This is a genomic window from Zymobacter palmae (genome assembly GCF_003610015.1).
GTDB lineage: Bacteria > Pseudomonadota > Gammaproteobacteria > Pseudomonadales > Halomonadaceae > Zymobacter > Zymobacter palmae.
The window spans coordinates 1,775,818-1,801,913 of sequence record NZ_AP018933.1 but is presented as its reverse complement, the minus strand read 5'-3'; the positions used below and the strand labels follow the sequence as shown (position 1 = coordinate 1,801,913).

The 26,096-nt window shown below is 57.2% G+C and carries 27 protein-coding genes; 24 read left to right on the top strand and 3 right to left on the bottom strand.

Annotated elements, in window-relative coordinates:
• The first annotated feature begins 172 nt into the window (after window positions 1–172).
• The 14 genes from flhB (at window position 173) to phnP (ending at window position 14,518) form a co-directional block, all read left to right on the top strand.
• Entirely contained in the window at window positions 173–1,318 is a 1,146-nt protein-coding gene (flhB, locus tag ZBT109_RS08000) for a flagellar biosynthesis protein FlhB (protein WP_027705450.1), read from the top strand.
• A gap of 34 nt (window positions 1,319–1,352) precedes the next feature.
• A complete protein-coding gene (gene flhA / locus ZBT109_RS07995; protein WP_027705451.1) occupies window positions 1,353–3,437 on the top strand; it encodes a flagellar biosynthesis protein FlhA in 2,085 nt (694 codons plus the stop codon).
• Window positions 3,438–4,375: 938 nt separating this feature from the next.
• A complete protein-coding gene (gene aepX / locus ZBT109_RS07985; protein WP_197714329.1) occupies window positions 4,376–5,290 on the top strand; it encodes a phosphoenolpyruvate mutase in 915 nt (304 codons plus the stop codon).
• Window positions 5,291–5,349: 59 nt separating this feature from the next.
• Window positions 5,350–6,495, top strand: a complete 1,146-nt coding sequence (gene aepY, locus ZBT109_RS07980; protein WP_027705454.1) for a phosphonopyruvate decarboxylase — start codon at window positions 5,350–5,352, stop codon at window positions 6,493–6,495.
• Between the two features lie 72 nt (window positions 6,496–6,567).
• Complete coding sequence (locus tag ZBT109_RS07975) at window positions 6,568–7,473, top strand: NAD(P)-dependent oxidoreductase (protein WP_027705455.1); 906 nt, start codon at window positions 6,568–6,570, stop codon at window positions 7,471–7,473.
• The gene (gene phnG / locus ZBT109_RS07970) at window positions 7,470–7,916 is read left to right on the top strand and encodes a phosphonate C-P lyase system protein PhnG (protein WP_027705456.1); all 447 of its coding nucleotides are present in this window, start codon (window positions 7,470–7,472) and stop codon (window positions 7,914–7,916) included. Before ZBT109_RS07975 ends, phnG begins: the two co-directional genes overlap by 4 nt.
• Before the next feature lie 2 nt (window positions 7,917–7,918).
• On the top strand, window positions 7,919–8,500 hold the full coding sequence (phnH, locus tag ZBT109_RS07965) for a phosphonate C-P lyase system protein PhnH (RefSeq protein ID WP_027705457.1): 582 nt from the start codon (window positions 7,919–7,921) through the stop codon (window positions 8,498–8,500).
• 1 nt (window position 8,501) lies between these two features.
• Entirely contained in the window at window positions 8,502–9,620 is a 1,119-nt protein-coding gene (locus ZBT109_RS07960; RefSeq protein ID WP_027705458.1) for a carbon-phosphorus lyase complex subunit PhnI, read from the top strand.
• Complete coding sequence (locus ZBT109_RS07955) at window positions 9,610–10,515, top strand: alpha-D-ribose 1-methylphosphonate 5-phosphate C-P-lyase PhnJ (protein WP_051523914.1); 906 nt, start codon at window positions 9,610–9,612, stop codon at window positions 10,513–10,515. Before ZBT109_RS07960 ends, ZBT109_RS07955 begins: the two co-directional genes overlap by 11 nt.
• Window positions 10,505–11,293, top strand: coding sequence for a phosphonate C-P lyase system protein PhnK (gene phnK, locus ZBT109_RS07950; RefSeq protein WP_027705460.1), 789 nt, complete (start codon window positions 10,505–10,507; stop codon window positions 11,291–11,293). Before ZBT109_RS07955 ends, phnK begins: the two co-directional genes overlap by 11 nt.
• A gap of 19 nt (window positions 11,294–11,312) precedes the next feature.
• Window positions 11,313–12,023: a phosphonate C-P lyase system protein PhnL gene (phnL, locus tag ZBT109_RS07945; RefSeq protein WP_027705461.1), complete on the top strand. Its 711-nt coding sequence runs from the start codon at window positions 11,313–11,315 to the stop codon at window positions 12,021–12,023.
• Complete coding sequence (gene phnM, locus ZBT109_RS07940; RefSeq protein ID WP_027705462.1) at window positions 12,020–13,156, top strand: alpha-D-ribose 1-methylphosphonate 5-triphosphate diphosphatase; 1,137 nt, start codon at window positions 12,020–12,022, stop codon at window positions 13,154–13,156. Before phnL ends, phnM begins: the two co-directional genes overlap by 4 nt.
• A 1-nt stretch (window position 13,157) precedes the next feature.
• Window positions 13,158–13,709, top strand: a complete 552-nt coding sequence (gene phnN / locus ZBT109_RS07935) for a ribose 1,5-bisphosphokinase (RefSeq protein ID WP_027705463.1) — start codon at window positions 13,158–13,160, stop codon at window positions 13,707–13,709.
• A 44-nt stretch (window positions 13,710–13,753) separates the two neighbouring features.
• Window positions 13,754–14,518 (top strand): phosphonate metabolism protein PhnP, encoded by a 765-nt coding sequence (phnP, locus tag ZBT109_RS07930; RefSeq protein ID WP_027705464.1) that lies wholly within the window; start codon window positions 13,754–13,756, stop codon window positions 14,516–14,518.
• A 385-nt stretch (window positions 14,519–14,903) separates the two neighbouring features.
• Here phnP and ZBT109_RS07925 read toward each other — a convergent pair whose 3' ends face one another.
• The 3 genes from ZBT109_RS07925 to flgA form a co-directional block, all read right to left on the bottom strand.
• Entirely contained in the window at window positions 14,904–15,371 is a 468-nt protein-coding gene (locus tag ZBT109_RS07925; RefSeq protein ID WP_027705465.1) for a flagella synthesis protein FlgN, read from the bottom strand.
• 70 nt (window positions 15,372–15,441) lie between these two features.
• The gene (gene flgM / locus ZBT109_RS07920; protein ID WP_027705466.1) at window positions 15,442–15,732 is read right to left on the bottom strand and encodes a flagellar biosynthesis anti-sigma factor FlgM; all 291 of its coding nucleotides are present in this window, start codon (window positions 15,730–15,732) and stop codon (window positions 15,442–15,444) included.
• A 179-nt stretch (window positions 15,733–15,911) separates the two neighbouring features.
• Window positions 15,912–16,610: a flagellar basal body P-ring formation chaperone FlgA gene (flgA, locus tag ZBT109_RS07915; protein ID WP_027705467.1), complete on the bottom strand. Its 699-nt coding sequence runs from the start codon at window positions 16,608–16,610 to the stop codon at window positions 15,912–15,914.
• Window positions 16,611–16,908: 298 nt separating this feature from the next.
• On the opposite strand from flgA, the gene flgB reads away from it, so the two are divergent.
• The 10 genes from flgB (at window position 16,909) to flgK (ending at window position 26,083) form a co-directional block, all read left to right on the top strand.
• Window positions 16,909–17,331: a flagellar basal body rod protein FlgB gene (gene flgB, locus ZBT109_RS07910; protein ID WP_027705468.1), complete on the top strand. Its 423-nt coding sequence runs from the start codon at window positions 16,909–16,911 to the stop codon at window positions 17,329–17,331.
• 121 nt (window positions 17,332–17,452) lie between these two features.
• Entirely contained in the window at window positions 17,453–17,851 is a 399-nt protein-coding gene (gene flgC, locus ZBT109_RS07905) for a flagellar basal body rod protein FlgC (protein ID WP_027705469.1), read from the top strand.
• A 39-nt stretch (window positions 17,852–17,890) separates the two neighbouring features.
• Window positions 17,891–18,601, top strand: coding sequence for a flagellar hook assembly protein FlgD (locus tag ZBT109_RS07900; protein ID WP_051523917.1), 711 nt, complete (start codon window positions 17,891–17,893; stop codon window positions 18,599–18,601).
• Between the two features lie 89 nt (window positions 18,602–18,690).
• Complete coding sequence (gene flgE / locus ZBT109_RS07895; RefSeq protein ID WP_027705471.1) at window positions 18,691–19,833, top strand: flagellar hook protein FlgE; 1,143 nt, start codon at window positions 18,691–18,693, stop codon at window positions 19,831–19,833.
• 77 nt (window positions 19,834–19,910) lie between these two features.
• The gene (flgF, locus tag ZBT109_RS07890) at window positions 19,911–20,663 is read left to right on the top strand and encodes a flagellar basal-body rod protein FlgF (RefSeq protein WP_027705472.1); all 753 of its coding nucleotides are present in this window, start codon (window positions 19,911–19,913) and stop codon (window positions 20,661–20,663) included.
• Window positions 20,664–20,766: 103 nt separating this feature from the next.
• Window positions 20,767–21,549, top strand: coding sequence for a flagellar basal-body rod protein FlgG (gene flgG, locus ZBT109_RS07885; RefSeq protein ID WP_027705473.1), 783 nt, complete (start codon window positions 20,767–20,769; stop codon window positions 21,547–21,549).
• 83 nt (window positions 21,550–21,632) lie between these two features.
• Window positions 21,633–22,277, top strand: a complete 645-nt coding sequence (locus tag ZBT109_RS07880) for a flagellar basal body L-ring protein FlgH (protein WP_051523925.1) — start codon at window positions 21,633–21,635, stop codon at window positions 22,275–22,277.
• Between the two features lie 9 nt (window positions 22,278–22,286).
• Window positions 22,287–23,417 (top strand): flagellar basal body P-ring protein FlgI, encoded by a 1,131-nt coding sequence (locus ZBT109_RS07875; RefSeq protein WP_027705475.1) that lies wholly within the window; start codon window positions 22,287–22,289, stop codon window positions 23,415–23,417.
• Window positions 23,417–24,535 carry a flagellar assembly peptidoglycan hydrolase FlgJ gene (gene flgJ / locus ZBT109_RS07870; protein ID WP_051523919.1) on the top strand — a complete coding sequence of 373 codons (1,119 nt, stop codon included), beginning with the start codon at window positions 23,417–23,419 and terminating at the stop codon, window positions 24,533–24,535. Before ZBT109_RS07875 ends, flgJ begins: the two co-directional genes overlap by 1 nt.
• 213 nt (window positions 24,536–24,748) lie before the next feature.
• The gene (flgK, locus tag ZBT109_RS07865) at window positions 24,749–26,083 is read left to right on the top strand and encodes a flagellar hook-associated protein FlgK (RefSeq protein ID WP_027705476.1); all 1,335 of its coding nucleotides are present in this window, start codon (window positions 24,749–24,751) and stop codon (window positions 26,081–26,083) included.
• Window positions 26,084–26,096: the final 13 nt, after the last annotated feature.

Here is a 26,096-nt window from a genome sequence, read left to right as displayed (position 1 = left end):
CACCTCTCTACCATATCCCCATTGCTCTCTAGCGCCCCCTTCATTGCGAGCGCTGAGCAGCCTCTCTAGCCACGGATTACTCCGGTCTCCCTCTGACGTATCGGGCCATCCGCTTTGAGCTGACGGTCGAAAGCGCGTGCTGCGTATTTCGTCCAGCGATCCAGGGATATGCATGTCTGATAACAGCGCACAGGACAAGACAGAAGCCCCGACAGCCCGACGAATAGAAAAGGCGCGGGAGGAAGGACAGATCGCCCGATCAAGGGAGCTGTCCAGCTTCGTCATGTTGGTCGTTGGTATCGCGACCCTCTGGATCGGCAGTGGCTGGATGAGCCGTTATCTGTTCGATGTCATGATGAAGGGCTTGCAGTTCGATCATCAGTTGCTGTTCGATCTGCCGGCTTCACTCCAGCATTGCGCTTCCTTATTAGTAGGCGGTGCTCTGGCGATGATGCCCGTTATGATCGCGTTGACCCTGACGGCGCTGCTGGCTCCCATGTTGCTGGGGGGCTGGGTATTCACGACCAAATCCCTGACGCCCGACATCACCAAGCTCAATCCGCTGAGCGGCCTCAAGCGCATGTTCTCAATGCATGGGCTATCCGAGATGATCAAAGCCGTACTGAAAACGGGGTTGATCGGGCTGGTGGTGTGGTACTTCATTCGCGCCCACCGTGATCGGCTGCTGGGGCTATCCAGCCTGTCGGTGGGCAGTGCCTGTATCGATGCGATGTCAATGATTGCGCAGGGCGTGGTGCTGAGCGTACTGGCTTTTATCGCGGTTGTGGCCGTAGACGTGCCGTATCAGCTGTACAGCCATTTCAAGAAGCTGAAGATGTCGAAGGAAGAGATCAAGCGTGAGCACAAGGAGTCCGAAGGGGACCCACATATTAAAGGCAAGATTCGCCAGCAGCAGGCTATGGCACGCCGGCGCATGATGGCGGAAGTGCCGACGGCCAACGTCATCGTGACCAACCCGACGCACTATGCGGCGGCGCTGCGCTATCAGGAGGGCATGCCGGCCCCGATACTGGTGGCGAAAGGGAGCGACGAGGTGGCGTTCCGCATCCGCGAAGTCGCGGCTGAACATGACATTCCCGTATTGGAAGCGCCACCACTGGCGCGTTCTCTCTATCACTACTGCGATCTCGAGCATGAGATCCCGCAGGGGCTATATGCCGCCGTCGCGGAAGTGTTGGCGTGGGTCTATCGCCTCGATCAGGCGCGTCTCAATGGCACCGAGATGCCAGACGAGCCACAGGACTTCGATATTCCGGAAGAGCTGGTGGACCCTCAAACCAGGAGTCAGACCTCATGAACCTGTCAATCATTATGCTGAAGGCTGAGTACGCATGATCACCATGAACCGCTTCCTCGGAGGTTCTGCACTGGCGGGCGGCCAGATGAAGCTGCTGGCCGGCCCGGTGTTGATCATCATGATCCTGTCAATGATGATCCTGCCGCTACCGCCTTTCGTGCTGGACCTCTTCTTTACCTTCAACATCACGCTATCGGTGATGGTGCTGTTGGTCAGCATGTTCACGACCAAGCCGCTGGAGTTTGCGGCGTTTCCGGCCGTGCTGCTGTTCTCCACACTGCTGCGACTGTCGCTCAACGTGGCGTCGACGCGTGTCATCTTGATGCATGGACATGAGGGTGAAGACGCTGCCGGGCGAGTGGTCGAGGCCTTCGCCGAATTTCTCGTCGGTGGTAACTTCGCCGTCGGTATGGTGGTGTTCATCATTCTGGTCGTCATCAACTTCATGGTTATCACCAAGGGTTCGGAACGTATTGCCGAGGTCGGCGCGCGTTTCGTACTGGATGCGATGCCGGGTAAGCAGATGGCCATTGACGCCGATCTCAATGCGGGCCTGATCAACGAGAAAGAAGCGCGCAAGCGGCGCGAGGAAATCGGTCAGGAAGCCGACTTCTTCGGCTCCATGGACGGTGCAAGCAAGTTCGTCCGCGGTGACGCCATCGCCGGCATCATGATCATGATCATCAATATTATCGGTGGTCTGGTGATCGGGGTCGGCCAGCACTCGCTGGACTTCGGTTCCGCCGCGCATACCTATACGCTGTTGACCATCGGTGATGGTCTGGTGGCCCAGATTCCGGCGCTGGTTATTTCGACCGCTGCGGGTGTTACGGTATCGCGCGTGCGTACCGAACAGGACGTTGGTCAGCAGTTGCTGTCCCAGTTGTTCACCAACCCCAAGGTGCTGTATCTGGCCGGGGGGGTCATGGGGCTGCTGGGGATCGTGCCTGGTATGCCGACGCTGGTCTTTCTGCTGTTTACCGCCATGTTGTGTGGCATGGCATGGTGGCTTTCCCATCGCACGCCTACCGAAGAGAAGAAAGAGGTGCGCGATGCAGTAGCCAATGCCACCAAGGCGCCCGAGAACGTCGAAGCCAGTTGGAAGGATGTGTCGATCATTGAGCCGCTGTCGCTGGAGATTGGTTATCGCCTGATCACGCTGGTGGATAAGAACCAAGGCAACGAGCTGCTGAACCGCATTCGCAACGTGCGCAAGAAGTTCGCTCAAGAAATTGGTTTTCTGCCGCCGGTCGTGCATATCAAGGATGACCTTAACCTGACCCCGCAGGGGTACCGCATCTCGCTCAACGGTGTTGAAAAGGGTGAGGGTGAGGCGTGGCCGGGGGAATGGCTGGCGATTGATCCGGGCGGTGTTGTCGGCAGCGTAGATGGGCGGACGACGGAAGACCCCGCCTTCGGATTGCCTGCTACATGGGTATCCGAGAAGGAACAAAACCGTGCGCAGCTGCTCGGCTATACAGTGGTCGATGCCAGCACGGTTATCGCAACGCACCTTAACGATCTGATGCGTCGCCATGCCGGTGATCTGCTGGGCCGCACCGAGACACAAGCCTTGTTGGACCGCGTCAGTGAAGCGGCTCCCGAGCTGGTCAAAGATGTTGTACCCAAGCCGATTACGCTGGATATCCTGATGCAGATTCTGAAGAACCTGCTGCGTGAAGAAGTACCGATTCGCGACATGCGTACTCTTCTTGAAACGCTGGCGGTGCACAGTGCGCAGACCAAGGATCCCAACGAACTCACCGTGGTAGTGCGTGCCGCGCTGGGTGGGGCCATTACCCAGTACTGGTTTGGCAGCGACAAGACGCTGAACGTGATCGGTCTGGACGGACAGCTAGAGCACATCCTAAGCCAAGCGATGCAGAACGGCAGTGCCCTTGAGCCGGGGCTGGCCGATATGCTGATCGAACGGGCAGAGGCGGCAGTCGAAACTCAGCAGAATGCCGGCGAGCCAATCGTACTGATTGTACCGCCGCTGCTGCGACCACTGTTGGCGCATTTCCTGCTGCGCCGCATACCGCAGTTGGGCATTCTGTCCCAAGCGGAAATTCCGGACGACCGCATCGTGCGCTATGCCACCATCATTGGCAGTCACTGATCCCTCATTCAGCCTCTAACGGGGCCGGGATGAAAAAGCTCCGCTACGGCGGAGCTTTTTTTTGGGCCGATGTGCGCTTCTTCACCTGATAAAAAGGCAGCCGGAGAGAGTTTTTATGCTAACTGTTTTATCTTCCCTTATTTTTTTATCGAATAAGCGAATAGGCGGGCTTAATTTTTCCTTGATTAACCATGGCTACATACAATTGGTATATTATTTTAATATGTTATGTCTCTTTTCAATCAGTGAGGACTACTTGTTAGTGTATTTTGTATACATGATGATGTTGTTTTGGGGGAGATTGATGATTTTGTGCGTTATTATGAGTTAAAGTGTATTTGTTTTGTCGGTATTTTAATTGTGTAACTGTTTGGTATCCGGTTGATTATATTTTTTCATATTTAAGTAATGTACCCAGGTACAGTTGCCTACTTTATGTCGCATAAGTAAGTATAAATAAATTTCTTTTTGATAAATATGGAATTATACTTTTGTATCCTGTCCTTTTTGTCAGTTGATAGCATTGCTTTTTGATTTAAATATCAAAGTCGACAAAACATATTGCTGCTTAGATAGCTATTCCCTTATAGCCGCTACCTAGCAATATAAATAATCGCTGATATATCTTTGTTGATATATAGATTATCGAACGGTTATGGAGAGTTATTTGTCAGCAATTACTGATATTTACTTTTAATATCAATGTCTTGTCTTGTTGTTAAGGTTCGGTTTTTTTATCGGTAACGCAAGCAAGAAGAGTGATGAACTGCTTTTTCATCCGTCATGTATTTTCTCATAAAAAGTACGCGATGCTGAACCAATATGTATTTTATATCTGGTTTTATCATCTGAGTGGCGCAGTGAAAGTGGCGATCTATCTGCTCGTTTTGTCGTCATTAAAATGTTGGTTATATGTTAATAATATGGAGATTATTATCATGAATACTCAACGTAACAGTGGTTTGGGACGCACTCCGGGGTCTCGCCGTGCTGCGCTACGCCAGCTACTTCAGAAAAAGAAAGGGCTGTGCATTATGGAAGCCCATAGTCCGCTATCTGCATTGTTGATCGAAAAAGCGGCATTTAACGCTAATGGCGAAACGCGTCATTTTGATGGGTTTTGGTCGAGTTCGCTGACCGACTCGACGCTGCGTGGCAAACCCGATACCGAGTTGGTGCATATGCATCACCGTTTCGATGCGATCAATGAAATTTTCGATGTCACCACGCTGCCGCTCATTTTTGATGGTGACACGGGGGGGCAGGCCGAACACCTGATCCACCATGTGCGTGAGGCGGAAAACCTCGGTATCTCCGCCATGATCATCGAAGACAAGACGGGCCTTAAGAAAAACTCGCTGTTCGGTAATGAAGTGCCACAGACGCAGGCCTCAATCGAAGAGTTTAGTGCCAAGATCCGGGCGGCTAAGGCGGCTCAAGTAACGCCGGAATTCATGCTGATTGCGCGCATCGAGAGTCTGATTCTTGAAGCCGGTATGGACGATGCATTGGCCCGCGCTTTCAGCTATGCCGACGCTGGGGCTGACGGCATCATGATTCACAGCCGCCTTAAATCTCCTGATGAGATCCTTGAGTTCGCGCGCCGTTTCCGCGAGCGCTACCCCCGTATTCCTTTGGTCTGCGTGCCCACCAGTTTCAACGACATCACGTTTGATGAGCTGGTCGCTGGCGGCTTCAACATCGTGATCTACGCCAACCACATGCTGCGGGCCTCCTATCCCGCCATGCAGGCCATTCTGCCTGACATTCTTCAGTACGGGCGCACGCTAGAGGTCGAAGACCGCTGCATGTCGATCAAGGAAATCCTTGATCTGATTCCGGGGACGCGCTGAGCCGGTCTGGTATCGCATCGTTTCTATCGTGTGAGTTTTGGCCCGACAAGGAAAACACAATGATCAATCCTGATGACTTCATCAATGCGCTGGTGGCACGAGGGCTGACGTTCTTCAGTGGTGTACCGGATTCCTTGCTGAAAGAACTGTGCCTGACGCTAGGCGCGCGCCATGAACTGAGCCACTTCACGGCCAGTAACGAAGGCGCGGCGACGGGAATGGCAATTGGCCATCATCTGGCCACGGGGCAGATTCCGGTCGTCTATTTACAGAACTCGGGGCTGGGCAACGTCGTCAATCCGGTGTGCTCACTGGCGTCGTCGGATGTTTACGGCATTCCTATGCTGTTCATCATCGGCTGGCGCGGTGAAATGCTGCCAGAGGGTACGCAGCGCCACGATGAACCGCAGCATGTCATGCAAGGACGAGTGACGCTCGCGCAGTTGGATGTGCTGGATATCCCGTACCTTGTGTTGGACGGTGACCATCCGTTGCCTTTTGAAGCGCTAGACAAGCTGTTGGCACAGAGCCGCCAATGCCAGCACCCCGTTGCGCTCGTCATTCGCAAGAACACCTTCGCCGCGAGTGGGCTCAAGCAGTCCGCACCTGACAGTACGCTTCCTCTGCGCGAAGAGGCCGTGAACGCTTGCTTGGACGTGTTGCCTTCCGATGTCCCCATTGTCAGCACTACAGGAATGCTGTCGCGCGAACTGTACGAGCTGCGAGAGCAACGTAACGAAGGGCATGCGCGTGACTTTTTGACCGTAGGGGGCATGGGGCTGGCCAGTCAGATTGCGCTGGGTATTGGCCATTCAAGGTTGGGGCATCGTGTGGTGTGTCTGGATGGCGACGGCGCCGTGCTGATGCACATGGGTGGCTTAACCAATGCCGCTCGTGTTGATGAACTGGTGCATGTGGTCATCAACAACGGGGCTCATGAATCCGTTGGTGGACAACCGACTGCCGCAGGCCAGCTGACCCTGGCCGAGATCGCGCGCACCAGCGGCTACCCATCGGTTGCGACGGTCGATTCTCTGACGGAGCTGAAAGCGGTACTGCAGCAAGCGCTGACGGAGGAGGGCAGTCATTTCATTGAGGTGCGGTGTAGGACCGGACATCGCAGCGCGCTGGGAAGGCCCGCTACGACGCCGGTACAGAACCGCGATGGATTCATGGCATTCCTGACCGAACGCCATGGGGCTTGATGTCTGAGGACATCTGACTGCCGCATGTCGGCGCCCTACGCAAGGCATGCGGCATCACCGAGGAACCTCATCATGATAGACCATGTTTCGCTGGTAGGTGTAGGCGTGCTTGGGCGAGCTATCGCCATGCGTCTGCTGCATTGCCATCAACCTATACGCATTTTCAACCGCACGACCGCTAAGGCACAAGCGTTAGCCACCATGGGGGCTGATGTTGTTGAAACGCTGGCCGAGTTGTTTAGTCACGACCGTCCACTCGTCATTGTGTGTCTGACCGATGCTGACGCCATCCGTGATGTATTTAATTTACCCGACATAGAAACTCTGATGGCGCGTTCACGCCCCGTCATTCTCAACACCAGTACGATTGGCCCTCAAGAGAGCCAGTGGATGGAGAAGTTCTTCCGGTCACACGGTGCTTCCTATGTGGAATGCCCGGTGTCCGGTGGTCCAGAAGGGGCGTTGAATGGTCGGTTAGCCGCTTGGGTCGGCCCTCTGCCGCTTGACGATCTTGCTCGGACGCGCCGAGTGATCGGCTGTTTGTCCGACCATTTCGTGATGATGGAGAGCAACCCGACGGCGCAGTCTATGAAGGTCATCAACAACTACTGCGAAGCCGTGCATCTGCTGGTGGCCGCTGAGGTTATCTTGCTGGCTGAGAAGAGTGGCCTTTCCGGTGAGGTGCTGAGCAAAGCGCTGCCGCTGGGGCGCGGGCGCTCGATCTACATGGATGTGATGCTGGATCGCTATCTGCACCCGCGCACGCATGTCGCGGTGCCCATCGACATCCGCCTCAAAGACCTCGAACTGGCCGAGCAGTTGTTTGAGCAGCAGAAGATGCGCAGCGGCTTTTTTAACTATAGCTACCACGTTTATAGCCGCACACAGGATGCGTTATCACAGCCTCAGGATCAGACCGCCTGCTTTTCTCAACTGGAGAAATTCACGCGTATATCCACACGGAGGGCGGAACGATGAGCAGTCTCACGCGGGAACGCCGCCAATGGATGGCGGTACTGGCACAGAGCAGCGCGGATGTGCTTGAGCGGCAGTGTAAGCCCCTGAAGCTCAAGCCCGACTATCAGCTGTTGCGCCCCACTCAGATTGGATTGGTACAGCTGCAAGGGCGAATGGAAGTGACCGGTGCGCGCTTCATGTTAGGCGATATGACCGTCAGCCGTGCGGCCGTGCAGCTGAAAGACGGTACCTGCGGTTATAGCTATGTGATCGGGCGTAACCGTCTGCATGCCGAACGCTGTGCTTGGCTTGATGCCCTGTTGCAGACCGAAGAGGTGTCCGCGCGGCTCTGGGATAAGGTCGTTATCCCTTTGCATGAACAGTTGCAGGCACAGCGCGCGCACCAGCACGACGATGTGGCGGCTAGCCGCGTGAACTTCTTCACCCTAGTAAGAGGAGAGTGATCATGACGGTTGCACATGGTTTTTCCGATTCAGTGATAGGTACTCAGCACTGCTTCCGTCGTGTAGCGGTGGCGATGAGCGAGCCGGGCACGCGAGTACAGGTGCCTGACGTTGCCGGAACCAACACGGTAAGTGCGGCCGCCAGCGCCGTACTGCTAACGCTGACCAGTCACGACACACCACTGTTCATTGACCCAAGCTTCGACGATGACGCGCTGATCCAGCTGTTGAAGCTGCACACCAACCCTCCATTAGTGACGAATCCGCAAGAGGCGCAGTTCGCGCTGCTCAATGGCCGCGAGGGTGTCTGTGATCCCAGTGCGTTCTTCTGCGGTACGGATGAAGCGCCTGAGCGCTCCGCGACGCTGATCGTCGATGTCGAACAGCTCACCAGCTTCCACGAGCTGATGCTGACCGGTCCCGGTATCAGCACCTATCGCGTTATCTCGCCCGTTCTGCCGTTGGCGCTGGAAGGCTATCTCTGTTCGCGCCCGCATGCCTTTCCGCTGGGCATCGACGTCATTGTGACGTCGGGCGATGAGCTCATCGCGATTCCGAGAACCACGCAGGTGGAGGAGTGCTGATATGTATGTCGCTGTGAAAGGAGGTGAGCAGGCCATCAAGGCCGCTCACCAGCTGCAGGCCTGCCGTCGGCGCGGTGCGCTGGCGGTGCCAGAAATCGGCTGCGATCAAATTGAACAGCAGCTGGGGCTGGCCGTCGATCGCGTTATGACTGAAGGCAACGTGTATGACCGTGAGCTGGCGGCACTGGCCATCAAGCAGGCGAGTGGTGATCTGGTCGAAGCAATCTTTCTGCTGCGTGCCTATCGCTCGACGCTGCCACGCTGGGCAGTAAGTGAGCCGCTTGATACCACCCGGATGCGCCTTGAACGGCGCGTCTCGGCCATTTTCAAGGATCTGCCCGGCGGTCAGCTGCTCGGCCCGACCTATGACTATACCCACCGTCTGCTGGACTTTTCGCTGCTGGCGGAAGGAGAAGCCCCCGTCGCGCCGTTGGCTTCACCTCAGGCCGATGACACGCAGGCCGATGCCGATGAAGCCGTGCGCCATGCGTTCGACTTTCTGGCGCAGCAAGGCTTGGTGCCACCGGTACCCGTGGACGATGTCGATCCTGTCGACATCACGGTAACGCCACCGGGCTACCCGGCTCCGCGCTCGGCGCGTCTGCAACAGTTGGTACGGGGGGATGAGGGCTTCCTGCTGTCGCTGGGGTATTCCACCCAGCGTGGCTATGGTCGCAATCACCCCTTTGTGACAGAAATCCGGACGGGCTACGTCACGGTATCGCTGACGGTTGAGGAGGTTGGGTTTGAAATCGACATTGGCGACATCCTGCTGACCGAGTGCGAAACCGTTAATGGCTTTATCAAGCCGGCCCAGGGGGCACCGCACTTCACTCGCGGCTATGGGCTGGCTTTTGGTCGCGCCGAACGCAAGGCTATCTCGGTCGCGCTGGCCGATCGTGCGCTGCAGTCGGCGGAGTACCACGACGAGGTCAAGGGGCCGGCACAGGACGAGGAGTTTGTGCTGTCTCACGTCGATAACGTCGAAGCGGCCGGCTTCGTTTCCCACCTCAAGCTGCCGCACTACGTCGATTTTCAATCTGAGCTGGAATTGCTCAAACGTCTGCGTCAGGAATATCAGGCCGCTACGGGCGACCGGGAGGATCAGCATGAGCAGTGAAACTGTCCGCGCTCGTTCGACAAGGCCGCTGCGTGCGGAAACGGATGCCTGGAACTATGCCTATCTGGATGAAGACACCAAGGGCATGATTCGCCGAGCGATTCTCAAGGCGATCGCCATTCCGGGCCATCAGATTCCCTTTGGCAGCCGTGAAATGCCGATGCCGTATGGCTGGGGAACGGGCGGCATTCAGGTCACGGCGAGCATCATCGGCCCCGACGATGTGTTGAAGGTCATTGACCAGGGCTCCGATGACACGACCAATGCCGTGTCCATTCGCGCCTTCTTCCGAACCGTGGCGCAGGTAGAAACGACGGAAAGCACCGCAGATGCCACGGTGATCCAGACCCGTCACCGCATTCCAGAAACGCCGCTTCAGCACGGCCAGATCATCGTCTATCAGGTGCCGATTCCTGAGCCGTTGCGCTTTATTGAGCCGCGCGAGACCGAAACCCGTCGCATGCATGCACTGGAAGAGTACGGGGTTATGCACGTCAAGCTCTACGAAGACATTTCGCGGTTTGGCCACATTGCCACCACCTATGCCTATCCGGTGCGCGTCAATGACCGCTATGTGATGGATCCGTCGCCGATTCCTAAGTTCGACAACCCGAAGATGAACATGATGCCAGCGCTACAGCTGTTTGGGGCGGGGCGTGAAAAGCGTATCTATGCGGTGCCGCCCTATACGCGGGTGGAAAGTCTCGATTTCGATGATTACCCCTTCACTGTCCAACAGTGGGATGAGCCCTGCGCTATCTGTGGTTCGCGCACCAGCTTCTTGGATGAGGTGGTTATCGACGATAACGGCGAACGCATGTTCGTCTGTTCCGACACCGATTATTGCCATCAGCAGCTAGCGGCTCAGCAGAAGGAGGTGAGTCATGACGCATGACCGCACGACAGAAGACGCGCCAGTACTGGCGGTAGATCATCTGACGCACCTCTATGCTCCCGGCAAAGGGTTTGAGGATGTGTCTTTCAACCTCTGGCCTGGTGAAGTGCTGGGCATCGTGGGCGAGTCGGGGTCAGGGAAGACCACGTTGCTCAATGCCATTTCCGCACGGCTAGAACCTCAGCAAGGTAGCGTGACGTATCGGTCGCGCACCGGCGAGGCCTTGTCGATCTACAGCATTGCCGAACGTCAGCGGCGTCTGTTGATGCGCACGGAATGGGGCATCGTCTGGCAGCAACCGCTGGCAGGCCTCCGTGCGGCGGTATCGGCCGGTGGCAATATCGGTGAGCGACTAATGGCGGTCGGCGACCGCCATTACGGGCATATCCGCAAGCAGGCGCTCAAATGGATGAGCAATGTCGAGCTGCCGGAAAACCGAGTGGATGATCTGCCTACCACCTTTTCAGGGGGGATGCAGCAGCGCTTGCAGATCGCCCGCAATCTAGTGACGGGACCGCGGCTGATTTTTATGGATGAACCAACCGGCGGACTGGACGTATCCGTACAGGCCCGCCTGCTTGATCTGCTGCGCACGCTGGTGGTCGAGATGCAGCTGGCTGTCGTGATCGTGACCCATGACCTGGGCGTCGCGCGCCTGCTATCTCACCGCTTATTGGTGATGCAGCGTGGCCGTGTCGTTGAGCAGGGGTTGACCGACCGGGTGCTGGATGATCCTCATCATCCCTATACCCAGCTGTTGGTGTCATCGGTTCTCTAATCAGCCAAGGAGCATGACGATGGATATACAACTGCGCGTTGAAAACGTCAGCAAGACCTTCGTGCTGCATAACCAGAATGGCACGCGGCTACCGGTCTTCCATGACATCAGCCTGACGGTGGCCGGCGGTGAGTGCGTGGCGCTCAACGGCCACTCGGGCAGTGGCAAGTCCACACTGCTGCGTTCACTGTACGGCAACTACCAACCCGACGGCGGCCATATCTTCGTGCGCCACCGCGGCGGCTGGGTCGATATGGTGAGCGCCGATGCGCGTGATGTGTTGCAGGTGCGTCGCTACACGGTGGGGTGGGTCAGCCAGTTCTTACGGGTCATCCCGCGCATCAGCACGCTGGAAGTGGTCATCCAGCCGCTGCTTGAGCAGGGAGCCGACCGTCAGGAAAGCGAACATCGGGCGGGCGAGTTACTGACACGCCTCAACGTGCCCGAACGGCTGTGGTCGTTAGCACCGGCCACGTTCTCGGGTGGCGAGCAGCAGCGCGTCAATATCGCCCGCGGCTTCATCGGTGATTTCCCGATCCTGTTGCTGGACGAACCAACGGCATCGCTGGACGTGGCGAACCGCAATGCAGTAGTGCAGCTCATTCAGGAAGCAAAGGCTCGCGGCTGTGCGGTCGTGGGTATCTTTCACGATGAAGAAGTGCGTCAGACGGTGGCCGATCATGACTACATGATGGCGATCGCGGCCACCGATAGGGAGGTGACGGCATGATCATTACCAACGTACGTATGGTGCTCGACGATGAGGTGGTGTTCGGATCACTGGAGGTGACTGATGGTGTGATTTCGGGCATCGGTGAAGGGTACAGTCACCAGCCGGGTGCAATCGACGGCGAAGGCGGCTGGCTTCTGCCGGGGCTGATCGAACTGCATACCGATAACCTCGATAAGTGCTTCACGCCCCGCCCCGGGGTGAACTGGCCCGATGCCGCTGCCATGCGCAACCACGATGGGCTGTTGATCTCCAACGGCATCACCACCGTTATGGATGCATTGGCCGTGGGCGATGTGCGTGATGGCGGGCACCGTTTGGATAACCTGCGCCGTATGACCGACGCCGTCGCGAGCAGCCAGCGGGCGGGTGTGAACCGGGCCGATCACTATCTCCATCTGCGCTGTGAGCTGCCGCACAAGGATACCTTCACGCTGTTTGAGCAGCTGGCTGATCTACCGCAGGTCAAGCTGGCGTCGCTGATGGACCATTCGCCGGGTCAGCGTCAGTTTGCCTCGCGCGAGAAGTACTACCAGTACTACAAGGGCAAGTACCACCTTGATGATGAACAGATGGCCGCCTTTGAAGCTGAGCAGATCGCAGGGTCGCAGCGCTGGTCTCAGCCCAACCGTTATGCCATTGCAGAGCTGTGTCGCAAGAAAGGCATCGTGATGGCCAGTCATGACGACGCAACCGTGGCGCATGTGAACGAGTCGCAGCAGCTGGGCGTTGACATTGCCGAGTTTCCGACCACAGGGGCGGCCGCGCAGGCGGCACATCAAGCCGGCATGCGCGTGCTGATGGGCGCACCCAATATCATCTGTGGCGGATCGCATTCGGGCAACGTGGCAGCGCATCAGCTGGCCACCGCAGGATTGCTGGATATCCTGTCATCGGACTACTACCCCGCCAGTCTGCTGGACGCGGCCTTCATGGTGGCCGAGGACGACAGCAATCTGCTGGATTTGCCCGCCGCAGTGGCACTGGTGTCGCGCCATCCTGCAGAAGTGCTGCACATGAATGATCGTGGCAGCCTTCAGGAAGGAAAACGTGCCGACCTGCTGTTGGTGCAGCGACAGGCACCGCGAACCCAACTGATGCAGGTATGGCGTCAAGGCAGAAGGGTGTACTGATATGAGCATGCTTGTCTATCTGATGGGAGCATCAGGGGCAGGCAAGGACAGTCTGCTTGACGCATTGCGTCAAGCAGCTGTTCCTCGACTGCTGGTGGCTCACCGCTATATCACTCGACCCGCAGGCATGACTGGGGAGAACCACATCGCGCTCAGTCAGGCTGAGTTTGCACTCCGGCGCGACAACGGTCTGTTTGCACTGTATTGGCAGGCCCACGACTGTCAGTACGCTATTGGTGCTGAAATCGACCTATGGCTGACGCGACGACTGGACGTGGTGGTCAATGGCTCGCGGGCCTATCTGCCGCACGCTCAGGCGCGTTACGGTCAGCGCCTACTTCCCATATGCCTGACCGTGGCCCCGGATGTGCTGCGCCAGCGTTTGATGGCGCGAGGACGCGAGTCGCCCGCCCAGATCGATGAGCGGTTGCAGCGCGCAGAAACGGCACAGCGCCAACTGCCAGCGACCTGCCTGTTTATCGAAAATAATGGTCCGCTGGCGGATACCGCGAATCGGTTCCGAGCGCTGTTGGCGCATCCGATCAGCGCATAGTCTGCGGCATCACTCTGATCCATCGGATCAAAAGGAGATGGCCCGTGTCCCCACTCTTTACGTTTCGCTTTCTAGGTACCGGAGATGCACGTCAGGTGCCCGTGTTCGATTGCGATTGCGACGTCTGCCATCGCGCTCAGCTTGAATCTCGCTGGCAACGGCACTCCTGCTGTGCCGCGCTCTACAGCCCGAAGGGCATTCTGCTGATCGATGCGGGGTTACCGTCGCTGGCACCGTGGCTGTCCATGTATACGCAGCGCTGCATCCTGTTGACCCATTATCATATGGATCATGTTCAGGGGCTCTTTCCGCTGCGCTGGGGTGTCGGCAAGCCGATTCCCGTCTATGGCCCGCCCGATCTGGCGGGGTGCGATGATCTGTTCAAGCATCCCGGTATGCTGGATTTCAAGCCGCCGCTGATGGCCTTTCAACCGCTGCACCTCCATCGGCTCAGGATCACCCCGGTGCCGCTGAACCACTCGCGTCCGACGCTGGGGTATCTGATCGAAACCTCGGAGTGTCGCATCGCCTATTTGACCGATACGGTGGGGTTGCCCGACGAGACCTTACAGTTCCTTGAGCAGCAGGGCACGTTGGATCGGCTGATCATTGACTGCACAGAGCCGCCTGCCGCGGTCATGCCGCGCAACCACAATGATCTGACAAGTGCATTGCATATCCACGTCCGTCTGCGCCCGCAGGAGACCTACCTGACGCATATCGGGCACGCGCTGGATGTTTACCTGCAGACCCACGTGCTGCCGCAGGGTGTACAGGTCGCGCGGGACGGTATGAGCTTTACGCTGTGACACGAGTGAACCGGAAAGAGAGAAGCCCTATCTAGAGCAGGCGATGATGATGGCTGCCACCCACCACCCACCACCCACGCAACGTAATGAGTAACGCTTAGTGTGGGGGCGCGACGTCATACAGCACTGGAGAAAAGCCAGCCGCCGCCAGCGGCGCTGATGCAACCGAAGGATAAAGGAGGTGAGGGTACAGTACGGAAGAAGAAAGAGAGGTCATACCGATAGACGCAATGGCGCGTTTGGCGGAGCACCCTGGCATCGGTGCTCCGCTTTTTTATTCGGGCAAGATCTCTGCTGTCGAAATGGCCTGCGCTGAAGGCGTGTTCATGCTGCGTAAAGCCTGTCGAAAAAGCTGTACTTATGCCCGTAGTAATTTTGTGCGGGCTTAGCCGACGACGCGGTACCGCGAGGCACGGTGGCGTTGCGGGCGGCCGCTGGCACCGTAGAGCGGTTCGCTCTCTTCCGGACGAATAGCCTTCATCAGCTGACGCTCGATACGGGAGCGTTCTTCAATGATGGTCGCACTGACGGCATTCATCGACTTCACTTGGCGGGCTACTTCCAGAATATCCTGCCAGCGTTCGCCTTCACCGATGGCGTCGGCGGCTGCCAGGCTGGCATCGCGGTCGCGGCCGTTGAATCCCTGTTGTTCGATGACTTCACGACGCTGCTGTTCGAACGTTTCGAGCTGTCCGAGCAGCTGTGCTTTTTGCTGTGTGATCTCACTGAGTGCGGCGATGTCGATGTTTGCATGAGCAAACAGTTCGTGTTCGCGGCGCATAAGCACTCTGAGCTCGGCAAGGGCGTCGCTCATCTGCTCCAGGGCGTGTGAAAGGGTACGAGCTGTCGTCATGGAGTCTCCGTGTTGCAGCAGGAATGGACAATCAGGCCGCCTTCAGGCGGCCTGCCAGGCCGGGTATGGCCTAATCCTGATCGAGATAGCGACGGGTGTCGTCGATCAGACCGTCGGCGATCTTTTCAACGTCGATTTTGAACTCACCGTTCTGAATGGCTTCTCGAATTTTGCTCACGCGTGCGGTGTCGATGTCTTGGCTGTTGTCGGACACGGTTTCGGATACCGTGGACTGCCACGTGGCAGAACTTTCCGGTGCGCGGGAAGTGGACGCCGTGCGAGTGTCGTCGGTTCGCTCAGAAGCGGCCGCATTCGGGCTGCTCAGCGTGGCAACAGCGCCATTGATCTGGTTGATTTTCATAGTGGCGTATCCTTGAAAGATGCCAAGGGCATCCAGCATTTATTAGACATGTGTTCAAAAGGCAAAGCAGGTATTCTCCGGACCTGCACGGGTGATATCGGCACTCGGGCAGACGGCTTTAGCCTTTTTGCTAGAAAAGCGAGTAAACACTTTCTCTAGAGGCTATTCCATGTCGAGCTTTAATGGATAGCAACCGCTTCGCCGGGGGCTGTTGCCCTCGCCATGATGATCTTCTTCGAATCCATCCGCACCCGCAGCTGTCCCTCTGAAGGTGCTTCGTCCATCGCCGTGCCCTGCGCGGTGATCGTGAAACCAGCCTGCCGTGCAATGACGGTAACGCGGGAATTACGCGTGATCACGAGCGGAGCCTTAACCATGGTGGTCTGCAGCGGCGCTCCTGCCACGACGCGGCGTGTCAGGCGCTGGCCGACGACATCCGCGGCGCGTGCCAGCGGTGCATTGCTGGTGGTCAGGCGCGTGATATCGCCGTGCTGTGTGTCGATATCGGCAGCGGACAGCAAGGTGCCAGGCATCAGGTCGCGTGCGGCCACGATGTAATCATCTTCGATGCCGATACGGGCACGGTAGTAGCGCGGCATGTCATGGCCTTGTTCGTTGATGCATTTCACGCCCACCGTAATGTTGCCCCGCATGCGCTGTCCTGCCGGCATGAACGGACAAGGCATCTGGCAGAGCCCAGCATTCGTGAGGGCGGGGACCACGTCTACAACGATCTTTCCAGAGGTTTCCTGTTGTGCCACGACGCGCTCAACATAATGCTGGACGACTGAAACGAGTGGGTCGCTCTGTTCTTCGCTGGCTGCTGCATTCGCAGATATCAGCAGCGCTGCTGCAAGTCCCAATGCACGTCGCTTCATGACTTCCCCTCTGTTTGTAACTGACCCGTGTGCCACCTGTTAAACGCTGATGACCTGCTTGACCAGCAGTATCGACTCGCCGTGGTTGTCGCAAGGGCGTGCGATATCGGCATCTCGTGTGCCATCTCTATGCATCGAATGACGAGCCCGCCTGCCACCTCGGTGTGTAGCAAGTGTACGTATTCACTTGAGTGAAGAAGAGGGGAAATAGCCCGAAAACCCGAGGTTATTCGCCCGATGGAAAACGGTGATTTCTTTCTATCCTGCTGCCATCGGAAATTGCATCAGGGTAGGACTCATGCTTGACCAGCTGAACGCATCCTTCAATTTCATGCAGCAATCGCTGTCGTTGCATGCGCAGCGACAGGAAGTGCTGTCTGCCAATATCGCTAATGCGGACACCCCCAACTATAAGGCGCGCGATTTCGACTTCAGCAGTCAGCTCGATGCGGCGCTTCAGGATTCTCAGGCGGGCATGAGCAGCGCCCGTACGCTGGCGGTGACTTCACCGGGGCACATGGCAGGCGCAGCCTCCGGTGCACTGGATGATCCGCAGCTAGGGTATCGCATTCCCGCGCAGTCCAGTCTCGATGGCAACACTGTGGATATGGACATGGAGCGCGTCAACTTCGCTGAGAACAGTCTGCATTATCAGGCGGATCTTCAGATGATCACCAACCATATCCAGAGCATGACGACGGTGATGCGCGGTTCCGAGTGAATGCGCCTTCCTGCAGTGCGCCACGAAGCGGCTTGAACATCAGCCGCGTGGGCCACTGCACTGTCGTTTCTGACTCAGGGTGTGGCGTGTGAGACCAGGATAAAGAAGGAATACACGTTTTATGCCGTCCATCTTCGATATTTCAGGCTCCGCGCTGACCGCCCAGTCGCAGCGCATGAACGCCGTGTCGAGCAACCTGGCCAACGCCGACAGCGTTGCTGACCCGCACGGACAGCCTTACCGGGCACGCGAAGTCGTGTTTCAGGCCGACATCCAGCCCGGCGAGGCCGTTGGCGGCGTCACGGTTTCACAAGTTGTCGAAAACCAGCGGCCGCTGCGCCGCGAGTATTCGCCGGGCCATCCCATGGCGGATGCGCAGGGCTACATCACCATGCCGAACGTCGATCCGACTGAAGAAATGGTCAACATGATTTCAGCGTCACGCTCCTATCAGGCCAACCTTGAAGTGCTGAGTACGCACAAGACCCTGATGAGCAAGACGCTGTCGATGGGGCAGTAGGCCTGAATCGGCAGACCCGAACCGCAAGGAGAGCATGACATGAGCAGTGTAATTGGTGCCTCGTCGACGTCGATCTCGACCATTCCGGTAAACAAGAGTTCGTCATCGTCCAGCAGCGATTCTTCAACAACGTCCGCCAGCACCGATCTGCAGCAGCAGTTCATGACGCTGCTGATGGCGCAGTTGCAGAACCAGGATCCGACCGATCCGGCCAGCAACACGGAAACCACCGCACAGCTGGCTCAGATCAATACCGTTAGCGGTATCGAAAGCCTGAACACCACGCTGAAAGGCATCACCAGCCAGATTGACAGTACGCAGCAGCTGCAGGCCAGTTCGCTGATTGGGCACGGCGTATTGGTTAACGGTGATCGCATCATGGTGTCCAGTACGGATGATGGCGTGGCAACGACACCGTTCGGATTCAACCTGGCGGCGGCCGCCGACAAAGTCACGCTTAAGATCACCAACAACAGTGGTGAAGTGGTCAAGAGCTTTGATCTGGGCGCGCAGAATGCGGGCATGCAGTCGATGACGTGGGATGGTCTGGATGAGTCTGGCAATGCCGTAACCTCTGGCAATTACCATGCCGTTGTCTCTGCGTCCTCTCAGGGCAGCGCTGTCAATGTGAGTGCGCTCAACTATGCAATGGTCAATGGCGTGCTCAATACCGGTACTAGCGGCACCGTTCAGTTGGATCTAGGGACAAGCGGCAACGCTACGATGAACGACGTCTATCAGATCTACTGATCTGTGCAGAACCTATGGCCCTGCCTGCATGGGTGTATGCCAAGGGCCATTCTCAATCAATTGAAACAGACATTGAATAAGGGTGAACCATGAGCTTCACACAGGGCGTTAGTGGCCTCAAGGCCGCCTCCAGCAGCCTGGATACTATCGGTAACAACATTTCGAACTCTCAGACAGTGGGCTTCAAGGGCGCACGTACTGAGTTCGCTGACATCTACGCCGGTGCAACGGGTATCGGTACACGCGTCACCGGCACGAGCCAAGATTTCAGCTCTGGTTCTATTGAGCAATCTTCCCGTGAGCTTGATCTGGCGATCAACGGCAGTGGTTTCTTCCGCCTGACTCAGGGCAACCAGACCGTTTACTCCCGCAATGGTCAGTTCAACCTGGATAAAGATGGTTATCTGGTGAATTCCACTGGCGGTCAGCTGACAGGGTATACCGGCACCACCACTGGTGGCGAGCCTGCTGCTATTCAGGTCAACCGCAATGCGATGGCGGCCAAGGCCACCACCAGCGCGGCAGCCAGCTATAACCTCAACTCTAATACCGAAGTGGGCCAGGGCAGCAGCCGTAGCTTGACCGTGTATGACTCTCAGGGTAACTCCCACAGCGTACAGGTCACATTCACCAAAACGGCCAGCAATACGTGGGATGCCAAAGCCGCCATTGACGGTCGTACGGACAATGTCCAGTCGTCCTCTTTGGTCTTCGATAGCAACGGCCAGCTGACCTCTGGTCAGACGATGGCGCTGAACTTTGGCGATCTAAATAACGGTACCTCAGCGTTCAATGCGACGCTCGATTTCACCGGTTCCACGCAGTACTCGCGCGACTTCAGCAACATCTCTATTTCCCAGGACGGTTATAAGGCCGGCGACTACTCCAGCCTTTCGATCGATTCAACTGGGCAGATAATTGCCAAGTACTCCAACGACCAGAAACAGACGCTGGGCACTATCGTGATGGGAACGTTCAGCAACATGAACGGGCTGTCACCGATCGGCGATACCGCGTATGTCGAAACGACCGAATCTGGTCAGGCGCTGTTGGGTACTCCGGGTACCGGCGCTCTGGGCAGCCTGCAGTCCAGCGCTCGCGAGGCATCGAACGTCGATACCTCTTCCGAGCTGGTCAACATGATCGTTGCGCAGCGTAACTATCAGGCCAACTCTCAGACCATCAAGACGCAGGACCAGATCCTGCAGACGGTCATGAGCATGAAGTCCTGATGACGTCATGAAGGCCTGAGCACCGCCATCTGTTAAAGGTGGCGGTGAATAGAGGCACTACCTGAGCAGGAATCGTTATGGACAGGATGATTTATACCGCGATGTCTGGAGCCAAGCAGTCGCTGGATCGCCAGACAATCGTGGCCAACAACATGGCCAACGTCAGTACCCCAGGGTTCCGCGCGCAGCTGGCCGCCACCCGTGCCGTACCGGTGCAGGGTGACGGTGAAGGCACGCGCGTTTCCGCCGTGCAGACGACCCCTGGGATGGAAACGAAAGAGGGTACGGTCGAAACGACCGGTCGCCCGCTGGATGTCGCCATTAAAGGGGAAGGCTGGCTGGCCGTCACCCGAGCGGACGGTTCTGAAGGGTACACCCGTAACGGCGGCCTGCAGGTCGACGGTAACGGCATGCTGCTGTCTCACGGTCATCCTGTCCGCAGTACCGGTGGTGAGCCGCTGGTGCTACCTACCGAAGGCGATGTCAACATCAACGCTGAAGGTACCGTGATGGTGCGCTCGAATGATGGCAAGCGCATGGACGATATCGGGCAGCTCAAGCTGGTAAAACCGGCACTGTCATCGCTGGAACGTGGGGATGATGGCTTGTTCGTTCAGCGTGCAAATCCCGATGGCTCCGCTGCCGCGCCAGTACAGGCGGACACCACGGTTCGCGTGGTAAGCGGCGCAATCGAGACCAGCAACGTGTCGGCTGTCGATGCGATGGTGTCCATGATCGACGTAGCGCGTCGCTTCGAAATGAACATGAAAGCGCTCAGCACGGCTGATGAGAACGAGCAGAAAGCCAATTCTCTGCTAGCGATCAACTGATTCTTGTGAGGGTCTGCTTGCGCCGGATACGCGAGCAATCGGCCATACGGCATGCAGGCCTTTCCTTTATTCATGTAGTTAAGGATATTCGAGGAGCACTCGCATGTTGCGTGCACTTTCTACAGCCAAGACCGGGCTTGAAGCTCAGCAGGTTCAGCTGGACGTCACGTCCAACAACCTGGCGAACGTTTCTACCAACGGGTTTAAACGTTCCAACGCCGTTTTCCAAGATCTTCTCTATCAGAATGAACGTCAGCCAGGGGCACTGTCCTCTGCGCAGACCAACCTGCCGTCAGGGTTGCAGATGGGTACCGGTGTCCGCGTAATGGCGACCGAACGTTTGCATACTCAAGGTGGCTTGGAGCAGACCGGTAACTCTAAAGACCTCGCCATCAATGGCAACGGTTTCTTCGCCGTACAGATGCCAGATGGCAACACGGCCTATACCCGTGACGGTGCTTTCCAGGTGGATCAGAACGGCCAGCTAGTGACTTCGCTGGGCTATCCAGTCGATCCGACGATCACCATTCCGTCCGACGCCACCTCCTTTACGGTAGGCAAGGATGGTGTTGTGTCCGTGACGCAGGCGGGGAACTCTGCCGCTCAGCAGGTCGGGCAGATCCAGCTGTCGATGTTCATCAACCCGACAGGACTTCAGAGCTTGGGCGACAACCTGTACATGGAAACTGATTCTTCCGGTACGCGTAACGATTCCCAGCCGGGCACTAATGGCGCAGGCAGCCTCTATCAGGGGTACGTGGAGAAATCCAACGTCAACGTGGTGCAGGAGATGGTGAGTATGATCGAGACCCAACGCTCCTATGAAATCAACTCCAAGGCTGTGTCCACGGCAGACCAGATGCTTAGCAAACTGGCGCAGCTGTGATCATGAGTACGCACAATGACAAACAGGCAGCGCGTAAGCGCTGCCGCACGCGATCCTCGTCATGGTTGCCGGGCGTGCTAGGCATGGTGCTGTTGGCTGTGCTTGAAGGCTGTGCGTACGTCCCGCGCCAGAATATCGTCAACGGACCTACCAGTTCACCTCCCCAGCCCGCTCCAGTCGCTGTCGCCAACGGTTCGATCTATCAGGCCAACTATGTTCGCCCGCTGTTCGAAGATCGTCGCCCACGCGGGATCGGTGACATCCTGACTGTTGTGCTGAACGAGAAGGTCAATGCGGCCAAGAACTCCTCCGCCTCTGCTGGGCGTGAAGGGTCTGGCAGTTTGACCGTAACGGCTGTGCCGAAACTGACAGGTGGGCTTGTCGATGCATCCCAGAACATGGATATGTCCGGCAAGAACGACTTCAGCGGCAAAGGGGCTGCCGCAGCAAATAACAGCGTGACGGGTACCATTTCCGTGACCGTGCGCGATGTACTGCCCAATGGCAACCTGTCGGTCATCGGTGAGCGTCAGATTGGCATCAACCAAGGCACCGAGTACATCCGTTTGTCCGGGATCGTCAATCCTCGCTTCATCACCGCACAGAATACGATTCAGTCGACGCAGATTGCGGATGCCCGTCTCGAATACTACGGCGATGGCTTCATTGACGAAGCTCAGCGCATGGGTTGGCTGCAACGCGTCTTCCTTAACATTTCACCGTTCTGATACCTGATTATGCCACGTTCAATTACTGCGCGCCGCGCACTGTCACTTGCACTGGGTACCTTGCTGACGCTGAGTCCAGCAGTTGTTCCGCTGGCCAGCGCCGACAGGATTCGCGACATCGCCACGATCCAGGGGATACGTGACAACGCGGTCATCGGTTATGGACTGGTTGTCGGGCTGGATGGCAGTGGTGACCAGACCACACAGACCCCGTTTACGACACAGACCTTGAATAACATGCTGTCGGAACTGGGAATCACGGTGCCTTCTGGTACCAACATGCAGCTGCGTAATGTGGCCGCCGTCATGGTCACGGCCAACGTTCCGCCGTTTGCTAGCCCCGGTCAGCAGATTGACGTGACCGTTTCCTCGGTGGGGACGGCCAAGAACCTGCGCGGCGGTACGCTACTGATGACCCCATTGAAAGGGGCTGATGGGCAGGTGTATGCGCTGGCGCAGGGGAACGTCGTTATTGGTGGTGCCGGTGCTGAATCCGGTGGTTCCAGCGTCACCATCAACCAGCTGTCGTCAGGGCGCATTCCTGCCGGGGCAACGATCGAGCGCTCAGTAGCGCTGGATATGAGCCGCAACGGTATCGTCAGCCTTGACCTCAAGCGCGCTGACTTCAACACGGCAGCCGCTACGATGACGGCGATCAACCGCTACTTCAAGCGCCCGATTGCGACCGCCATGGATGCCCGCAATATTCAGCTGATCGCCCCGATGGACCCGGCAGAGCGAGTTGGCTTCTTGGCTCAGGTGCAGAATGTGCAGGTCAACGAAGCGGCACCTCCTGCGAAGGTCACCATCAACGCACGTACAGGGTCGGTTATCATGAACTCTGACGTGAAGCTGCGCCGTGCCGCCGTAGCGCATGGCAACCTGTCGATCACTATCGACCGTCAGGATGACGTCAGCCAGCCCGGCCCGCTGAGTAACGGAGAGACCCGTACCACGCCGCGTGCCAATATCTCGGTGCAGTCTGAAAGCGGTGCTTTGCAGGTTATTCCGGCCAGCACGGATCTGGTGGACGTGGTCAACAGCCTGAACTCGCTGGGCGCATCAACGCAGGATCTGATCTCGATTCTGGAAGCGCTTAAGGCGGCTGGTTCTCTACAGGCGGATCTGGAGATCATCTGATGACGATTGATGCCTCTCGCGGATTCGCGCTGGACGTTAACGGTCTGTCCAGCATCTCACGCGCCGAGCGCCAGCAGGCTGGCTCTGGACTCAAGCCGGTCACGCAGCAGTTCGAAGCGATCTTTCTCAACATGATGTTGAAGACGATGCGTGCCTCGGTACCGGAAAGCAGCCTTTATAACAGCGAGGCGATGAAGACCATGGGCCAGATGCGTGACATGCAGCTGGCGCAGGCCATGTCGTCGCGCGGCATTGGCATCGCTGACATGATGCAGCAGCAGCTTGGTGGCGGACGGGCGTCGGCTCAGGGGGGCGCTGCCGATAGTGCCACTCTGGCAACGCTTGCCGGCATCCCGATGGGCCAACCGCGGGCCATCAACGATATCGTCGCTGAGGCACAAGCTCAGCGCCAGTTTGGCGTGCACAGTGCACCAACTGAACATGTGGCAGCCGGCCAGATGGCGTCGGCAGGGCATCAGCATCAGGAGTCAGCGACTGACAGTTCTTCTTCTGTCTCATCGCTGTGGGAGATCGCGCGCGAGAAACTGCAGGCCGCACCTCATGTGGCCAATTTCTTGGCACGTATCGGGGATAGCGCCCGTCGCATCAGTGCGGAAAGCGGCATTCCCGTACGCCTTATCGTGGCACAGGCCGCACTGGAAACCGGCTGGGGTCGTCACGATGTGAAGCATCAGGATGGACGGGACGGGCATAACCTGTTCGGCATCAAGGCCGTTGGGCGTTATGCCGAGGCCAGCCGTGCCACCACTACGACCGAGTATGAAAACGGTGTGGCTTCGCAGCGACAGGAACGCTTCCGCGCCTACTCCTCCGATGAACATGCCATGCGAGACTATGCACGCATGCTGACCTCGCACCCGCGCTACAGCGGCATTGCCGGTAGTACGGCGCATGAAGGGGCCACACTGCTCCAGAAGCGCGGCTATGCTACCGACCCGCACTACGCTGAGAAGCTTCACTCCATCATTGATCTATTGCCTGAGTCACTGGAAGTGACGGCTCAGGAACGCCAGCAGCAGCGTGCCGTATCAGCGGCCTCGCGTACCGCCGTCCGGCAATACGCCAGTCTGGACGATGACCCTTCCCGCATCTTCTAGCGGTAATTACCTTGCTTATGAGAAAAGCGCACATTTACGTGCGCTTTTCTTTAGCTATGACGCGGCCTGTAGCGCGAGTAGCTACTCAAGTTTTCATACATTGCGCCGATAGTCAGGGCATAGCCAGACATCATAAGAAACATCTTTGTACGCCAATTATTTGCAAGACCTTTTTCACCACTCCAATGGCAATATCTCAAGGGCAAACCCAACATGAGTAACTTGTTTAGTATTGCGACCAGCGGCCTGCGCAATGCCAACGCTCAATTGGCAACGACAAGCAACAACCTCGGTAACTACACGAATAAAAACTACTCTCGCCAGTATGTCACTTCGACTGAAGCGCCGCAGAGTGGTGGCGTGATTCGCGTAGGGAGTGGTGTCTTCACGAGCAATGCTGAGCGCTACTACGATTCGACGCTCAACAATCAGCGCAACAGCTCTTATAGCTCGCAGGCTGATTACACAGCACAGCAGGACGGCCTGAATAAACTGGACAAGCTGTATACCTATTCGTCCACCGACAGCACGTCGCTCGACAAGCGCATTAACGAATTCTTCTCAGCGACCTCTACGCTGGCTCAGGATCCGACGTCGACGGCTGCACGACAGACCGTGCTGAGCAACGGCCAGTCGATGGCTAACCTGTTCAACTCTCTGTCCAGCCAGCTGCAGACATACGAATCGACTGCCGATGCCACGATCAAGACCAACGTCGAGCAGGTGAATAAGTACGGCGAACAAATCAGCCAGCTGAACGAAAAGATTTCTAAGGTTCGTGCAGAGACCAACGCCGAGCCCAACGAACTGCTGGATGCTCGTGATCAGGCCGTGGCCGAGCTGAGTAAGATCGTCGGTGTCGATGTAATCGCGCAGGATGGCACACAGCTCAACATCAGCCTGAGCGATGGTTCCACACTGGTAGCCGGTAGCGATTACTTCAAGTTGGATGAAACCCGCGCGCAAACGTTGACGGGCGGGACGCTGGGCGGTACCGCTGAATTCCGTAATGGTGATCTGGCCAATGCGCGTACTAACCTCAGCAACCTGGCACAGACGGTAGTGACGCAGGTCAACGCCATCCAGACTCAGGGTTACGATATGGATGGTCAGCAGGGCAGCGCTCTGTTCGAAATAGAGGCAAGCGCACCAGATGCGGCGGCGGGTATCAAGGTTGCCATCACGGATCCGCGCAAGCTGGCCGCTGCATCCGCTTCTGATTCTGGCGAAAAGGACAACCGCAATGCTCTGCTGCTGGCAGATCTGCAAAACCAGCGCTTTCAGATCGGCAACACCGAAATGAGTTTCAGCGAAGCGTATGCCAGTAACGTCAGCGCTGTAGGTACTGCGGTCACAGATATCAACAACCGCGTGACAGCGCAGGGCAAGGTCACATCCCAGCTCGAAGAGAAGCAACAATCCCTGTCAGGGGTCAACACTGACGAAGAATTTTCAAATCTGATGCAGTTCCAGACCTACTACAAGGCCAACTCCAAGATCCTGTCTACTGCCATGACACTGATGGATACCATCCTGCAGCTGAACTGATTCGGGCAGTTAT

Bases quoted from the DNA above. Each gene is read 5' to 3' on its own strand.
- flgA (WP_027705467.1), bottom strand. From the start codon at position 16,610: ATGAAGCGACGTGCATTGGGACTTGCAGCAGCGCTGCTGATATCTGCG.
- flgC (WP_027705469.1), top strand. From the start codon at position 17,453: ATGCCGTCCATCTTCGATATTTCAGGCTCCGCGCTGACCGCCCAGTCG.
- ZBT109_RS07955 (WP_051523914.1), top strand. From the start codon at position 9,610: ATGAGCAGTGAAACTGTCCGCGCTCGTTCGACAAGGCCGCTGCGTGCG.
- flhB (WP_027705450.1), top strand. From the start codon at position 173: ATGTCTGATAACAGCGCACAGGACAAGACAGAAGCCCCGACAGCCCGA.
- flgE (WP_027705471.1), top strand. From the start codon at position 18,691: ATGAGCTTCACACAGGGCGTTAGTGGCCTCAAGGCCGCCTCCAGCAGC.
- phnM (WP_027705462.1), top strand. From the start codon at position 12,020: ATGATCATTACCAACGTACGTATGGTGCTCGACGATGAGGTGGTGTTC.
- ZBT109_RS07925 (WP_027705465.1), bottom strand. From the start codon at position 15,371: ATGACGACAGCTCGTACCCTTTCACACGCCCTGGAGCAGATGAGCGAC.
- flhA (WP_027705451.1), top strand. From the start codon at position 1,353: ATGATCACCATGAACCGCTTCCTCGGAGGTTCTGCACTGGCGGGCGGC.
- phnH (WP_027705457.1), top strand. From the start codon at position 7,919: ATGACGGTTGCACATGGTTTTTCCGATTCAGTGATAGGTACTCAGCAC.
- phnG (WP_027705456.1), top strand. From the start codon at position 7,470: ATGAGCAGTCTCACGCGGGAACGCCGCCAATGGATGGCGGTACTGGCA.
- phnL (WP_027705461.1), top strand. From the start codon at position 11,313: ATGGATATACAACTGCGCGTTGAAAACGTCAGCAAGACCTTCGTGCTG.
- ZBT109_RS07975 (WP_027705455.1), top strand. From the start codon at position 6,568: ATGATAGACCATGTTTCGCTGGTAGGTGTAGGCGTGCTTGGGCGAGCT.
- flgM (WP_027705466.1), bottom strand. From the start codon at position 15,732: ATGAAAATCAACCAGATCAATGGCGCTGTTGCCACGCTGAGCAGCCCG.
- flgF (WP_027705472.1), top strand. From the start codon at position 19,911: ATGGACAGGATGATTTATACCGCGATGTCTGGAGCCAAGCAGTCGCTG.
- aepY (WP_027705454.1), top strand. From the start codon at position 5,350: ATGATCAATCCTGATGACTTCATCAATGCGCTGGTGGCACGAGGGCTG.
- ZBT109_RS07960 (WP_027705458.1), top strand. From the start codon at position 8,502: ATGTATGTCGCTGTGAAAGGAGGTGAGCAGGCCATCAAGGCCGCTCAC.
- ZBT109_RS07900 (WP_051523917.1), top strand. From the start codon at position 17,891: ATGAGCAGTGTAATTGGTGCCTCGTCGACGTCGATCTCGACCATTCCG.
- phnK (WP_027705460.1), top strand. From the start codon at position 10,505: ATGACGCATGACCGCACGACAGAAGACGCGCCAGTACTGGCGGTAGAT.
- ZBT109_RS07880 (WP_051523925.1), top strand. From the start codon at position 21,633: ATGGTGCTGTTGGCTGTGCTTGAAGGCTGTGCGTACGTCCCGCGCCAG.
- flgK (WP_027705476.1), top strand. From the start codon at position 24,749: ATGAGTAACTTGTTTAGTATTGCGACCAGCGGCCTGCGCAATGCCAAC.
- flgG (WP_027705473.1), top strand. From the start codon at position 20,767: ATGTTGCGTGCACTTTCTACAGCCAAGACCGGGCTTGAAGCTCAGCAG.
- phnN (WP_027705463.1), top strand. From the start codon at position 13,158: ATGAGCATGCTTGTCTATCTGATGGGAGCATCAGGGGCAGGCAAGGAC.
- flgJ (WP_051523919.1), top strand. From the start codon at position 23,417: ATGACGATTGATGCCTCTCGCGGATTCGCGCTGGACGTTAACGGTCTG.
- flgB (WP_027705468.1), top strand. From the start codon at position 16,909: ATGCTTGACCAGCTGAACGCATCCTTCAATTTCATGCAGCAATCGCTG.
- aepX (WP_197714329.1), top strand. From the start codon at position 4,376: ATGAATACTCAACGTAACAGTGGTTTGGGACGCACTCCGGGGTCTCGC.
- ZBT109_RS07875 (WP_027705475.1), top strand. From the start codon at position 22,287: ATGCCACGTTCAATTACTGCGCGCCGCGCACTGTCACTTGCACTGGGT.